The organism is Photorhabdus caribbeanensis (assembly GCF_018448885.1).
Classification (GTDB): domain Bacteria; phylum Pseudomonadota; class Gammaproteobacteria; order Enterobacterales; family Enterobacteriaceae; genus Photorhabdus; species Photorhabdus caribbeanensis.
In genome coordinates, this window is the sequence record NZ_RCWB01000029.1 from 33,540 (window position 1) to 48,234 (window position 14,695).

At 42.0% G+C, this 14,695-nt stretch carries 12 protein-coding genes and 1 pseudogene; 8 read left to right on the top strand and 5 right to left on the bottom strand.

Translation table 11 applies throughout. The features are described 5' to 3' along the window. Window positions 1-2: 2 nt before the first annotated feature. The 3 genes from proB to gpt form a co-directional block, all read right to left on the bottom strand. On the bottom strand, window positions 3-1,106 hold the full coding sequence (gene proB, locus EAE90_RS17345; protein ID WP_036776928.1) for a glutamate 5-kinase: 1,104 nt from the start codon (window positions 1,104-1,106) through the stop codon (window positions 3-5). A 196-nt stretch (window positions 1,107-1,302) separates the two neighbouring features. Continuing rightward, on the bottom strand, window positions 1,303-2,550 hold the full coding sequence (gene frsA, locus EAE90_RS17350) for an esterase FrsA (protein ID WP_214054518.1): 1,248 nt from the start codon (window positions 2,548-2,550) through the stop codon (window positions 1,303-1,305). A gap of 14 nt (window positions 2,551-2,564) precedes the next feature. Beyond that, window positions 2,565-3,026 (bottom strand): xanthine phosphoribosyltransferase, encoded by a 462-nt coding sequence (gpt, locus tag EAE90_RS17355; RefSeq protein ID WP_214054519.1) that lies wholly within the window; start codon window positions 3,024-3,026, stop codon window positions 2,565-2,567. A gap of 246 nt (window positions 3,027-3,272) precedes the next feature. On the opposite strand from gpt, the gene pepD reads away from it, so the two are divergent. Then, window positions 3,273-4,751, top strand: a complete 1,479-nt coding sequence (pepD, locus tag EAE90_RS17360; RefSeq protein WP_214054520.1) for a beta-Ala-His dipeptidase — start codon at window positions 3,273-3,275, stop codon at window positions 4,749-4,751. A gap of 36 nt (window positions 4,752-4,787) precedes the next feature. On the opposite strand, the gene dinB is transcribed toward pepD, so the two are convergent. Further along, window positions 4,788-5,843 (bottom strand): DNA polymerase IV, encoded by a 1,056-nt coding sequence (dinB, locus tag EAE90_RS17365; protein WP_214054521.1) that lies wholly within the window; start codon window positions 5,841-5,843, stop codon window positions 4,788-4,790. A gap of 244 nt (window positions 5,844-6,087) precedes the next feature. On the opposite strand from dinB, the gene EAE90_RS17370 reads away from it, so the two are divergent. The 5 genes and pseudogenes from EAE90_RS17370 to EAE90_RS23920 form a co-directional block, all read left to right on the top strand. Next, the gene (locus tag EAE90_RS17370; protein WP_214054522.1) at window positions 6,088-8,415 is read left to right on the top strand and encodes a TonB-dependent hemoglobin/transferrin/lactoferrin family receptor; all 2,328 of its coding nucleotides are present in this window, start codon (window positions 6,088-6,090) and stop codon (window positions 8,413-8,415) included. Window positions 8,416-8,862: 447 nt separating this feature from the next. Next, entirely contained in the window at window positions 8,863-8,985 is a 123-nt protein-coding gene (locus tag EAE90_RS24300; protein WP_281422363.1) for a hypothetical protein, read from the top strand. A gap of 1 nt (window position 8,986) precedes the next feature. Beyond that, entirely contained in the window at window positions 8,987-9,625 is a 639-nt protein-coding gene (locus EAE90_RS17375; RefSeq protein WP_214054523.1) for a LysE family translocator, read from the top strand. Window positions 9,626-10,182: 557 nt separating this feature from the next. Beyond that, window positions 10,183-10,683, top strand: coding sequence for a sigma-70 family RNA polymerase sigma factor (locus EAE90_RS17380; RefSeq protein WP_214054524.1), 501 nt, complete (start codon window positions 10,183-10,185; stop codon window positions 10,681-10,683). A 7-nt stretch (window positions 10,684-10,690) separates the two neighbouring features. After that, window positions 10,691-10,819 (top strand): annotated as a pseudogene (locus EAE90_RS23920) (IS200/IS605 family transposase); the annotation flags it as partial. A gap of 114 nt (window positions 10,820-10,933) precedes the next feature. On the opposite strand, the gene EAE90_RS17385 reads toward EAE90_RS23920, so the two are convergent. Beyond that, the gene (locus EAE90_RS17385) at window positions 10,934-12,859 is read right to left on the bottom strand and encodes a sigma 54-interacting transcriptional regulator (protein WP_214054525.1); all 1,926 of its coding nucleotides are present in this window, start codon (window positions 12,857-12,859) and stop codon (window positions 10,934-10,936) included. Window positions 12,860-13,157: 298 nt separating this feature from the next. Here EAE90_RS17385 and EAE90_RS17390 point away from each other — a divergent pair, with 298 nt between their 5' ends. Beyond that, on the top strand, window positions 13,158-13,640 hold the full coding sequence (locus EAE90_RS17390; protein WP_214054526.1) for an MSMEG_0572/Sll0783 family nitrogen starvation response protein: 483 nt from the start codon (window positions 13,158-13,160) through the stop codon (window positions 13,638-13,640). A gap of 25 nt (window positions 13,641-13,665) precedes the next feature. Further along, window positions 13,666-14,673 carry a Nit6803 family nitrilase gene (locus EAE90_RS17395; RefSeq protein ID WP_214054527.1) on the top strand — a complete coding sequence of 336 codons (1,008 nt, stop codon included), beginning with the start codon at window positions 13,666-13,668 and terminating at the stop codon, window positions 14,671-14,673. The last annotated feature ends 22 nt before the right edge of the window (window positions 14,674-14,695 follow it).

The following is a 14,695-nucleotide window of genomic DNA, read 5'->3' on the forward strand; positions in this document are numbered from 1 at the left end:
CCTTAACTCACGATCATGTCGTCACGATGAACCGCAACAGCACCATATTCATAACCGAGGATTTGGCTTATCTGTTGTGAATGGCGGCCTGCAATTAAACGTAGAGCATCACTGTTATAACGGCAAACACCATGCGCCAAATCCTTACCAGACAGACTACGAATGCAGATAACCTCTCCACGGGAGAAATCACCTTTAATATTTTTAATCCCTTTCGGTAATAAAGAGCTGCCTTTTTCGCAGATTGCTGTCTCAGCGCCATGATCTACAATAATTTCACCCGCCGGAGGGGCGCCAAAAATCCAACGCTTGCGATTTTCCATCGGGCTTTCCAACCCATGAAAGCGAGTACCTACCGGATTACCTTCAATGACATCAGAGATAACATCAGGTTTATTACCAGCGGCAATAATGACATCAATACCCGCGCGACCTGCAATCCCCGCAGCCTGAAGTTTAGTTGCCATTCCTCCCGTCCCTAAACCCGAAATGCTATCACCGGCAACCATACGTAATTCATCGCTAATGTCATAAACTTCCGGGATAAGTTTTGCGTCTGGATTGCTACGTGGATCAGCGGTATATAGCCCTTCAATATCCGTCAGTAATAGCAACTTATCTGCTCCCCCCAGAATTGCCGCTAGCGCAGATAAATTATCATTATCACCCACTTTAATTTCCGCCGTCGCAACCGCATCATTTTCATTAATTACAGGCACAATGCGATTATCGAGCAAAGCCTGTAAGGTATCTCTGGCATTTAAAAAACGTTCGCGATCTTCTAAATCCGCCCGGGTCAATAACATTTGCCCAACATGGATACCATAAATAGAAAAGAGCTGCTCCCATAACTGAATTAACCGGCTTTGACCGACCGCCGCCAACAATTGCTTGGATGCAATCGTTGCCGGTAGATCCGGATAGCCCAAATGTTCCCTTCCTGCCGCAATCGCACCGGAAGTCACAATAATAATGCGATGACCTTTTTCATGTTGCTGAGCACATTGCCTTACCAGTTCTACAATATGAGCTCGATTCAGGCGACGAGAGCCGCCTGTCAGTACACTTGTCCCCAGTTTCACAACCAATGTTTGGCTGCTATTCATCATATTTTTGCCATTAGATTTAAATTAAAAAAACAGTGCTCAGTTTTAACAGGAGAGAAGCGTTATGCCAACAGGCATAATGCTAAATTGAAAAAATAGGAGTTTAGAACAAACTTATGCTGTCCACTTCATCCGAAAGCGCATGAAATCTTTATAAAATAAAGCAGTTAATAATCAACAAGTAACAGAAATTTCATTAACAGACTTTATTTTTCAACCATTGACTAATCTCCCGTAACGCCTTATTGAAACTGTTATAAACAGGCGTTGTCGGAATAGCCAGTAATTTACCATCCATTGATGACATTGCTATCAGCTTAGACTCTTCTTTCGAGCTGAAAATATCATTCTGCCAGTAACCCGCTAGCATAGGAACGGAACAACGCCGACCTAACAAACCTTGTTTTTTAAGGGAGTAACAACCAAGTTCGAGGCGAAATGCATTTTCATCCACATTATAAATACCCAATCTGCTAGCAAATATATCAAGGTACATTGAAGGTGAATTTTGTTGACGTTCAACACTATTGAGCCACTCATGAACGATCGCGCCAAGAGTCGCAACGCCCTTGATACGTTTAGATTCCAAATAGGCCAACCGGACAGCAATATTAGCGCCAAAGCGAAAACCAAATAGGCCAATCCTGGTGTGGTCAATCCAGGGAATTTCATCCAGTTGATGAATTATTTGTTGATGGAGAATACAGGTATCCTGTGTCAGCCTCAAACGTGAAGAGTAACCAATCGAGGGCAGATCCACAGTTAACATCGCAAATCCAAGCGGCGCCAGATAATCACGGAATAGCCGATAATAATCGCTTTGCAAATTATCCAAACTGCCACAAACCAAAATAGTTGGCGAGGGCCTTTGCCGGTGCTGAGGCAGATGAAGGAAACCGGTCACACAACCGCCTTCCTTGAGTTTGAACTCTAGTTTCCTCAACTGATAGCCAGAGCAACGAGCCGCATTTTCATAAGCTTTGTTTGCTAAAATGACGGCCTGCTGAGACAACTCATCCCCCTTAAGATGGGGATAACCGGCGATGCTATACAAATTAGCCGCTTTCAACCAGAGATGACCAGCTTCTGGGATCTGCTCTGCCTGCAACGCTTTCTGTTGCCACAACATCGCCTGATATGACCACTCAAAAACCCAGTTGCCTTTACGATAACCAATCACAGTATCCAGTAAATTATCATCACTGCGTTGTGCGTTTGTCATGGCAATCCGGCACAACACTTCTTCTATTTCAAGCGGATCAATTTCTCGCCAAATCCACATCAGCCGGTTAATCATACGATACCAACTACCATGACTATTACCATCCAACGTATTGTAATTACCCGCAATTAACCGGGGATGGCGGTGCTTTACCAGCGTGGAAGTTTCCTGATGTTTTTGTCTTGGCTTAAAAAGTGATTCTGAAAGGTTTTGGTTTGCCATAACAAATGCTGATTTTATTTACCTTCACAAATTGGCGGAACGAATGCCACACCCATATCCCAAGGTTGCTCGATCCAAGTATCTTGAGGAATATCAACAATATAATTATCAACCAGAGGTCGACCTGCCGGCTTTGCAAAAATAGTCACAAAATGGGCTTTGGGATACATTTCACGGATGGCTTGAGCGGTTCCGCCAGTATCAACCAGATCATCCACAACGATGAAACCTTCACCATCACCTTCTGCTTTTTTCAAAACTTGTAGTTCACGTTGATTATTATGGTCATAGCTGGAAATACAAACTGTATCCACATGACGAATACCTAATTCACGCGCTAAAAGTGCGCCAGGTACAAGACCACCGCGACTCACGGCAATGATGCCTTTCCACTGTTCGACAGGGAGTAAACGTTGCGCCAATTTACGGGCATGTATTTGCAACATATCCCAAGTTACGACATATTTTTCACTCATAAAAATTGATCCCGACAACTTAAGAATACTTTAGAAAAGCATCTCGCAAAAAAAGTTGCGCGAATTATAGTGACTTAGGTCTGTAAAAACTAGCGGAAACAGGGAATCGATGAATCGTATTATTCTTAACAAAAGTAAAGTGGTATTCTGAACCCAATAACATCATGGCGTTAAGCGCTCATCATATAGAAACTATTTCTCATGTAGATCCCATCTTAATTGAGATGCAGTCATAGGAGATTCGTCGTGTCAGAACTATCACCACAATCAGAACTATCACAATTATCCCCTCAACCTCTATGGAACATCTTTGCCAAAATCTGCTCTATTCCTCACCCTTCTTACCATGAAGAAGCTCTGGCAACCCACATTGTTCAATGGGCGCAAGAAAAAGAGTTGCACGTTGAACGTGATCAAGTCGGCAATATTTTGATCAGAAAACCCGCCAGTAAAGGGTTGGAAAATCGTAAGGCGGTTGTTCTGCAAGCACATCTTGATATGGTGCCGCAGAAAAACAACGATACCGTGCACGATTTCACTCAAGATCCTATCCGTCCTTATATTGATGGCGAATGGGTTACTGCCCAAGGTACAACACTGGGGGCTGATAATGGTATTGGCCTGGCATCCGCGTTGGCTGTATTGGCTGATGACAATGTAAAACATGGCCCGCTAGAAGTTTTATTGACCATGACGGAAGAAGCCGGAATGGATGGCGCTTTTGGCCTGCAACCGAACTGGCTTCAAGCTGATATTTTAATCAATACCGATTCAGAAGAAGAAGGGGAAATCTACATGGGTTGTGCTGGAGGTATCGATTTTACCACCACTTTAGCATTGACTCGTGAAGCGGTTCCGGCTCACTATAAAACACTAAAACTGGTCATTAAAGGTCTAAAAGGCGGGCATTCCGGTTGTGATATTCATTTAGGACTGGGTAATGCCAACAAACTACTGGCACGTTTCCTTGCCGCCCATACTCAGGAATTGGGGCTAAAACTGCTCGACTTCCAAGGCGGTACGCTGCGTAATGCCATTCCACGCGAAGGCCATGTTATTGTTGCCATCCCCGCCGATAAAGCAGACCAGCTTACCCAACTGAAAGACAAGTACTTAGATATACTGAAAAATGAGTATGCCATCGTTGAGAAAAACCTGACTGTATTACTGGAAGAGGTCGAAACCGACATTCAGGCATTAACTGATGATTGCCAAAACCGTTTTATCTCATTGCTAAACAGTACTCCCAATGGTGTTATCCGTATGAGTGATATCATCAAAGGTGTAGTAGAAACCTCGCTAAACGTGGGTGTTGTGGCGATGGAACAAGATAAGGTAAATCTCATTTGCTTAATCCGTTCGCTTATCGACAGCGGCAAGTCCTATGTCATAGGTATGCTCTCTTCGCTGGCTAAACTATCAAATGCCGAGATTACCGCTAAAGGTGATTATCCCGGCTGGCAGCCAGATGCAAGTTCTCCGGTCATGCACTTAGTACGTGAAACTTATCAACAGTTATTCGATAAGATACCGAATATTATGGTGATCCACGCCGGATTAGAATGTGGCTTATTCAAGAAACCTTATCCTGATATGGATATGGTATCTATCGGGCCAACCATTACGGGCGCTCACTCTCCTGACGAACAAGTACACATCAAAAGTGTCGGGCAATATTGGCAACTGCTGACTGCAATTCTAAAAGCTATTCCTGAAAAGGCTTAATCAGCTCTCCCCTGCTTCGATGTGACGGCAGGGGGATTACCATTCAAGCAAGAGTTGCCGCTCAATTTCTGGGTCTTGCAAAGTCACGTGCAAACCAACCAAACGAACGCCACGCCCTTCCCGGCGAGATGTCCATGTTTTCTGGGCCAATTGCAGTAAATCCTGCTTATCCAATAGTGGATGAACATGCTCCTGAGTGGTTAGTTGAAAATCATCAAATTTCAGTTTAATCCCCTGACGGGCAATCCGCAGATCAGGTTTAACGTTACTCAACCGTTTTTCTAATTTCAGATATAAACTTTCTATCAGTTCAGTGCACTGCTCCCATTGATGAATATCTCTCTCAAGTGTCTGCTCCACACCAATTGATTTTCGCAAACGATCTGGATTCACCCATCGTTCATCAATACCGTGACAACGATTCCAAAGTACCTGACCAAATTTCCCCAACTGTTTCACCAAAACAATGACGTCATATTTTTGTACATCAGAACAGGTTTCCAGCCCCATATTAGCCAGCCGTTGCACCATGACTTTGCCAACCCCCGGAATTTTTCGCAAAGGTAAAACCTTAACAAAATCGGCCACTCGATCAGGAGGGATTACATACTGTCCATTTGGTTTATTAATATCAGAAGCGATTTTTGCCAAAAATTTCACCGGAGCAATACCGGCTGATGCCGTCAATTGTAATTCATCAAAAATAGATTGACGGATTTCCTGTGCAATCAGCGTGGCAGATCCATAACAATGATGGCTATCAGTGACATCCAGATAAGCTTCATCCAATGACAGAGGTTCTATCCACTCAGTATAACGAGACAATATCTGATGGATATGCCGGGAAACCTCCCTATACAGCGCCATACGCCCCGGAAGAACCTTAAGTTGAGGACAGAGTTTCAGCGCCATTGCAGTAGACATTGCACTACGTACCCCAAAACGACGGGCAGGATAATTAGCTGTACTAATAACACCCCGCTTGTCTGCACTGCCGCCCACAGCAATGGGAATATGACGAAGTGACGGATCATCACGCATTTCAATAGCTGCGTAGAAACAATCCATATCAATATGAACAATCTTTCGCATTCTGCTTTAGCCTATCAACAATGACTGTATAAACATACATAAAAATAGACTTAAGAGCAATCTAGTAACACCATCAAAGCGACGGTTAAAAGACACGTTTAGCTCAGATTTGAAAATATCTTGATCAATAAAATAATTAATTAATACCGTTATTAACTTTTCACTGCCCGATTCCTTGCGTTAAGTGACCTATCCTGTAAGAGCAACTTTTCTACTTAACGACATTTCAAGGATGTTTATAACAATGAAAAATAGCGGGAAACCACAAAAAACCTCAGCTACAGCGACTGCACAGCCAATTAATCGCACTCTTCATTATGCTTTATCGAGCATAATTATGCTGAGTACTGGCCTGCCAGGTTATCTGGCGGCACAGGAAAATGAAGAGCAAAAATTTAAAGAAAAACCGGAAAAATCAGAGAAAATCATTACACTTTCTACACTTTCTGTTATTGGTGGGTTGAATAACAGCGTCAATGCCGGAAGCTCGGTATTGAAAAAAGAGGATATTGAACGTACCCAGGCAGATAATATTGCCGAGCTGCTCGATCAACTTCCCGGCGTTTCTATGTCAGGCTCGCCTCGTCCGGGCGGCCAAACTCTGAATATCTGGGGAATGGGCGATACCGAAGACGTTAAAGTCACCTTAGATGACGCACCGAAAGGCTTCGAGAAATATCGCCAAGGCTCTATCTTTATTGAGCCCGAATTAATCAAACGAGTCGATGTCGATAAAGGCCCACATAATCTACTTGATGGTAATGGCGGATTTGGCGGAACGGTTAAAGTTGTCACCAAAGATGCCAATGATTTATTACGGCCGGGAGAAGATTTTGGTGGATTGCTGAAATACAGTTATCACACCAATGATCGCCAAAATATTTACAGCAGCGCAGTTTATGGCCGGACAATAGAAGGCTTTGCTGACGGCCTGTTATATATAAGCAAACGAGATGGCGGCAATATTAAACGACCGGATGGCACCCGCTTTGTTTTCTCTAAAAGTGATCAGGCATCCTATTTACTGAAAACGAATTTTTACCTGAACGATGCCAATACATTGACACTTTCCGCTATGCGTTCTGATTCTGATGGCTGGCAGCCGTGGGCAGCAAAACGCGATAAAATAAATATACCTTCCGAATACGATATTAATAAATATGGTTGGGATGAAGCTTGGCGTCGGAAGCTGGTTTATCGCGATCAAACAGATCAAAACTACACCGCTAAATGGAACCTTGCACCGGAAGATAATCCATTACTTAATCTGACAGCAACTTATGCTTATTCCAAAACAGAACAACATGACAAACGCCCAAAGGATTTAACAAATTCATATTTTGCTTCTCTGGGAAATGAAAGTTGGATTAACTATGTGGATAATCTGGCAGATATAAACAATGAGAGTGTCTTTACCACTGGAGCAATAGAACACTCATTACTCGTTGGAACTCGTTGGCATAAAAACCAACGCAACACCCTTATGAACGACAAAACCAAAGATAAAGACCCTGATTATAATTATGGTTATTTCCAACCAAACTATATGCCATCGGGAGAACAAACAACCCACAGTTTTTATTTACAAGACGCAATGACTATTGGCAGCGTAACCGTAACACCGGGTATTCGTTATGACCATATCAAAAATACCGGTAAGAAAAATATTGCATCTCTCTACAATAATCAATCTCCAGAAATAGGCCACGATTACAGCAGTGTTACCTATACTGGCTGGTCTCCTCATTTAGGCGTCATATGGAAAGCAACACAAAATCTGTCGCTATTTTCTGATTTCAGCCGTACCTGGCGTGCTCCAGTGGTAGATGAACAATATGAATTACAACGAGCAGGTACAACCATTTCTGCCACCAGCCGTAATCTGGATGTAGAAAGAATAACCGGCTTAAGATTCGGTGCAATCCTGGACTTCAACAATTTGTTGACCGATCAGGATAATTTCCAAATCCGAACAACGCTATTCCGTAACCGAGGAAAGAATGAAATATTTGTTCGTCATGGCAGTGTATTGTGCGAAGCACAAGCTAATGGTGCTCCTATATCAGCTTGTAAGAAACCGATATCCGTTTATGGTAATTTTCCTGGATATACCATCCAAGGGCTAGAAATCGAAACCTTCTATAATAGTAGCTACTTATTCGGCAAACTCTCTTTCTCAACAATGCGTGGGCAAAGAGACGCATCTCCAGTCAATCCGTGGTGGGGAAGTAAAACTTGGATTGCTGAAATTCCACCAACTTCTGCTCACGCCATGCTAGGGGTAAAAATCCCTCAGTGGCAAATGGCGATGGGATGGACTGGTGATTTTATCCGTAAACAAGACCGCTCACCTACAGATAGTGATCCAAAAGCAGGCTACTGGGCACTACCCAAAAGCAAAGGTTATGCACTACATGGATTATTCGCTAGTTGGCAACCTACTTTCTGGCAAGGTCTTGAAGCGCGAGTCACAGTCAATAACCTGTTTAATCGTGATTATTACCCATACCTCGGTGAATCGGTTTCCGGGATTGGACGTAACATTAAATTCAGCGTCTCGCAGAAGTTCTGATTTCTCACCTGATAGTTCCCTCTGTTTGAGGGAACTCAGACTGTTGATCATTCAGTTCTCCAAGTTTCTTTCTCACTTTGACACTAAAATATCGCAACTGACTATTCTTCTGAAAAATCACACTTATTTAGTTAGATAAATTATTGGCTTTATTTAATAATCATAATTACCTTGATTGATAAAATAGTCATTTCTTTATTGAAGAAGGTATATTGTCGTCAGAATGGATACCTGTTAAATTAAGACTCTTGTTATTTTACCGTATGGTTCATCTTATTTAGTTTTTTTGCGTCACATGATTTAATTATCCTTTTAACACACTTATTTATTTTGGCCATTCGAGTAAAGCAATTTGTTCCTAGTATCTTAGCGATGCAACTGGGTAAAAAAATACTGGGACATGGATTTGATCAATATTTGAATGCCCCGAGTATAGGACGGATTGGAATGGCATTTTATGAGGCAGAAAATGAACTACCTCGTGTAGCTGATTATTGTGAAAGTGTGTTTAAAAACATCAATGACTTGCAGCAACGCTGTTCACCTTATCCGCTGTCATTCTGGAGTTAATATGTTGTATAACTATTGGGGGGAATTTCTAGGATTGGCGGTAATTCATTTTCTGGCAGTGGTAGCACCGGGGCCAGATTTCGCGGTTACTATACGACAAAGTGTGAGGTTTGGTCGCTGGGCTGGGATGTGTACGGCAGTGGGTATCGGAGCAGGAATATCAGTACATGTCATCTATACACTAGTGGGGGTTAGCGCACTGATGCATACCACTCCGTGGTTAATGGAATTAGCAAAACTTGTCGGCGGAACTTACATCATATGGCTCGGTATCAAATTTATCAGGAGTAAGCCTACTGATTTGGCTGTCTTAGAGAATGAGGGAATTGTTCAAGCTTCACAGAGTAGATGGAAAGCATTTCTGATGGGGTTTATGACAAATGCCCTGAATCCTAAGGCGACGTTGTTCTTTTTGGCAGTTTTCACGACTGTGGTGAGTAGCAATACACCTATCCTGATACAAATGTTTTATGGGGTTTGGATGTGTGTGGTCAATGCGGTATGGTTTGTACTGGTCAGTGTTATTTTTTCTAATGCATTGATTCGTAATAAATTTATACGGAAAGGGTATTGGTTCGAGCGGGTGATGGGACTGGTGCTGATCGGATTTGCTGTTCGGCTATTATTTATGTCTGTTTGAATTTCTCCAAAATAGGGGTTGGCAACGAACGTCTCAATACTGATATACAACTTGTTCGGTAATAGACGAAATGATTACTTAATCAGCATAAAAACGTATAAAAAGATATATACCCTATGGATTTCAAGATGCATCGCGACGGCAAAGGAGTGAATCCCCGGGAGCATAGCAAGGGGGTGAGCGAGTGCAGCCAACAAAGAAGCAACTTGAAAGATAACGGGTATATTTAGTTAGCCCAGTCATTTTGCTACCTTATTAATCAATTTAAAACCCATCCTTCCTAATGTTTTCTCTCTCAATGTCGGTATGATGTTGAATTTTCTACCCGCTTTGAAAAAACCTAATCACAGCCTTTTACCTGTAATGATTAAAGTTTTATCTGTTTTTTCATGACACACTTGCGTTTTTTCTCGATCTTAAAAACCCATCCGATTGCAGCAAAATGCCATAAAGGAATTCACTTAAGGCCAACAGCTTGACAGACGATGATTATATGAAAATAATAATCATTTTCATTTACAAAAATTGTTGGAAATCATAATACCAACACCAAAGACATGCCTAAAATTAATAGTTCTGCGCAACAATTTTACTTTGAACATCATGACTGGTTATACAACTGGCTACGCCATAAAGTCCCTTGCCCCTGCCATGCGGAAGATCTCACGCAGGACACTTTCCTGAACGTTTTATCAAGTTCAAATTTGTCAGATATCCGCCAACCACGGCCTTTTCTGGCAACCGTAGCTCGCTGCCTGGTTGCTAACTATTACCGCCGAAGAAAGACCGAAGAGAGCTATTTGGAATATATAAACTCGACACCAGAAATGACTATGCCTTCCGCTGAAAGCAGAATCGCCACATTTGAACAGCTTGAAAAACTTGAGATCACTCTTGATAAATTGCCAGTTCAAGTAAAAAGCGCTTTTTTGCTGGCACAGCTACAGGGACTGCGTTATCGCGAAATCGCTGATCAACTCCAAGTTTCTGCCAGCTCAGTAAAGCAATATTTGCAACGAGCGCATAAAAAATGTAAAAAAATTCAAATTCTCACTTAAAATTCAAAAAACCATTCTGCGAAAGCAGTCTGATAGTGGGGGGCTATGATCACGCTCTTATTTCGCCTGTGGTGCAGACGGTACAACCATCGAGACACTAAAGGCGTATGTAGAATCGCAGAAAACACTGGGTTAGCTCCCCCTTATATCCCCGCCAGCATTGAGTCCGCAGTTTTTTGCGGGTTTTTGTAACTAGTAAATAAGGTGCTAATACATATAAAACGCATTTTCCAAACTCAAGATAAGCTTTTTAATAATCAATTCCCAATTTCTTTAAGCGTGAGATCAAGGTCGTTGGGTTCATTCCCAACAATTTTGCTGCGCCATCATCACCAAAAATTTTCCCTTTGCATTGTTTCACAGCAAGAGAGAAATTTTTAATTTCCAAATCTTTCAGTTGCTGCATAGTCAGCACGATTTCAATTTGTTGAAGTTTATTGTGAATATTCTGATGCGTAGTTTCACTTTGTTGTTGATCTTGTTCTAACAAATATTTAAAGGAAACAGTACCTTGTTTAGCTATAATTAGCGCGCGCTCAATGACGTTTTGCAATTCACGAATATTGCCAGGCCAATCATATTGCCGTAGTTCTAAAATATGCCTTTGTGAGAATGGTAGATAATTAATTTTACGCTTGTCACAAATCAACTTAGTAAAATGCGTAACCAAAAGTGGAATATCTTCTTTACGGTCACGTAAAGCCGGTGAATAAATCGGGAATACATTTAAACGGAAATAGAGGTCTTCACGAAAACGCTTGTGTTTAACTTCTTCTTTTAAATTGCGATTGGTGGCAGCAATAATCCGCACATTCACATCTCGCGTTTTCTCTTCTCCAACCCGCTCAAAGGTTCCTTCCTGTAATACACGCAACAGTTTACTTTGTAACTCGATAGGAATTTCGCCAATTTCATCTAAAAACAACGTGCCCTGATCTGCCAATTCAAAACGTCCGGCACGGTCACGCACAGCCCCAGTAAATGCGCCTTTAACATGTCCAAAAAATTCACTTTCAAACAGTTCCGAAGGAATAGCAGCACAATTGACTCGAATAAGGGGTTGCTGTTTACGGTGACTAGATTGGTGAATAGCACGAGCAATCAGCTCTTTGCCTGTACCTGATTCACCATAAATCATCACATTGGCATCGGTTGGGGCGACTACTTTGATTTTTTCAATAATCTGTAAAATGGATGCACTATTGCCAATAATTTCATGATATTGATTTTCATGTAAAATTTCTTCTTGCAGATATTCATTTTGTTGTTCGAGTCGGCTTTTTAAATCTTGCAATTCTTCAAGGGCATGGGTCAGTTGTTTTTCGGTATTCAGCCGATCGGTAATATCACGGAACACCACTACCGCGCCAATAATTTCACCATCACGAATCACTGGGGTACTGGTAAATTCCACCGGAAAGCAACTGCCGTCACGACGCCAAAAAATTTCCTGAACTCCCTCATGCACAATACCGTCATGTACCGCTGCATAAATCGGGCACTCTTCTTCAGGATAGGGTTCGCCATTTTCATGGGTATGGTGATGAATCTTATGGATATTATCACTCAATACATCTTCAGGTTGCAGCCCCAACATTTTAGCCCCGACAGGGTTAATAAAGGTACACAAGCCTTGTTTGTTAATACTGTAAATACCGTCACCGACTGAACTCAGCAATAAATGCTTGCCTGTGTCGGAGTCAATAAACAGTTCTTGTAAGGCTTGCGATTCTTTTAAACCTGTACGAATGGCTTTATCGGCATTTTTATTGAGTTGGCGCAGTTCTAACTCTTTGACATCCACCAGCGACCATATCAGCAAGGTTTTATTTTTATAGGGCAATGAAACAGCAGTAATATCCAACTGGATTTTTTCACCGTTTTTATCAAAGATATACAGCTCATTGTTCCAGGCCCGCCCTTTCGCCAAAGCGCCTTCGGTAAATGCCACAAGATATGGCAGTTGTCTGAAATGACCAAAAATGGAAGTCACCGTTTTTTGAATAATTTCATGACGTTCATATTGTAATAATCGGGTGGCGCTAATATTCACATCAATAAACTGGTTTTGATGTGGGTCCAATACAATTAATGCCTGTGACGTGTGTTCAAATATCAACGGGCGAATCGAGTTTTCATAAACTACCCAGTCTGAGATAAAGTCAGTCGTATTCATACTATACCCGTCCATACTATACCCGTCATCTTTCAAGTTGCCTCCTAAAATCCATAGGGTATATGAAGTTTCATAATTTAAGCTATGAAATTTCATAATACTACGAAAAATCCTAATTCCCTAGTAGTTCAATTTATCTCCATGAAAAATATTTTTATAAAATTTAAATGATATTTTTCAATGTGATAAGAATTAACTTTCGTTCCAAAATATAACTTGGCACAGCTCTCGCATTAATACAGTCAGACTAGACTACATGTTGGTTCATTCCCAAATAACATTGAACTAGGAGTTGGTTATGCCAAAGATTGATATCGAGCAATATAAAGATGGTGATTTTCTTGTTGATTACGAAGAAAAAGTGTTTGAGGACGTCAAAGCCCAACCAGGTGAAAAGGCATTGGTGACTTTCCATACCGTTGCATTTGAAGGATCAATTGGCTTGGTCAATGTGTTACAGGCAAAACGTCTGTTACGCAAAGGCTTTGAAACCAAAATTTTGCTTTACGGCCCAGGCGTGCAGTTGGGTGTACAACGTGGTTTTCCAACTTTAGGGGCGGAAGCTTTTCCGGGTCATTTAGCCGTCAACAATCAGTTGAAAGCCTTTATGGAAGAAGGCGGCGAAGTCTATGCCTGCCGTTTTGCGTTACAAGCATTTTATGGTCAAACCGAAAAAGCGCTTATTCCGGGAATTCGGCCAATTAATCCATTGGATGTGATGGATTTAAGACTGCTGATGCGTCGCGATAATGCCTTAATCATTGATACCTGGACTGCCTAAGTAAACATAAACAGGGGATAAGGTTATGAACCGAATAATTAAAGCTGCCGCAGTACAATGTAGCCCAGTGCTTTATAGTCAAGCCGCAACAGTAAAAAAAATTTGTGACATTATTTTAGAGCTTGGAAAACAGGGAGTGCAATTCGCAGTCTTTCCTGAAACCGTCGTGCCTTATTACCCTTATTTCTCCTTTGTACAACCGCCATTTGCTATGGGTAAAGAACATTTAAAGCTATTAAATGAATCGGTGGTTGTACCTTCCGAAGCAACCTTAGCAATTGGTCAAGCCTGCCTTGAAGCCAATATGGTGGTATCGATTGGCATTAATGAACGTGCGGGCAGTACGATTTATAACGCGCAATTGTTATTTAATGCCGACGGTTCAATCATTCAGCATCGCCGCAAAATTACCCCAACTTACCATGAACGCATGGTATGGGGGCAAGGCGATGGCAGTGGTTTGCGTGCCATTGATTCTGCGGTAGGACGTATTGGTTCGCTGGCATGTTGGGAGCATTACAACCCGTTGGCACGTTTTGCCTTAATGGCGGATGGTGAACAAATTCATGCTGCCATGTTTCCCGGTTCGTTGGTAGGACAAGTCTTTGCCGATCAAATCCGCGCCACCATTCAACACCATGCTTTAGAGTCTGGCTGCTTTGTGATCAACGCCACCGCATGGCTGCATCCCGAACAGCAACAGCAAATTATGCAGGATACTGGCTGTGATATTGGTCCAATTTCAGGAGGATGTTTTGCCGCCATCGTTTCTCCTGAAGGCAAGTTCCTGGCTGAACCGATCACACAAGGTGAAGGCTATTGCATTGCCGATCTGGACTTTAGCCTGATTGATAAACGTAAGCGCATGATGGATTCGATTGGACATTACAGCCGCCCTGAATTACTCAGCTTATTAATTGATCGTCGTCCAACACACGTATTACACGAACTGAAAGTTGAAACATCAGCTCAAAGTCATCGCGAAAAGCTCTCAACATTTAATCAAGAACATGCCGAAACCATATTGATGTAAACCCAATCGATAGGGGGTTAAA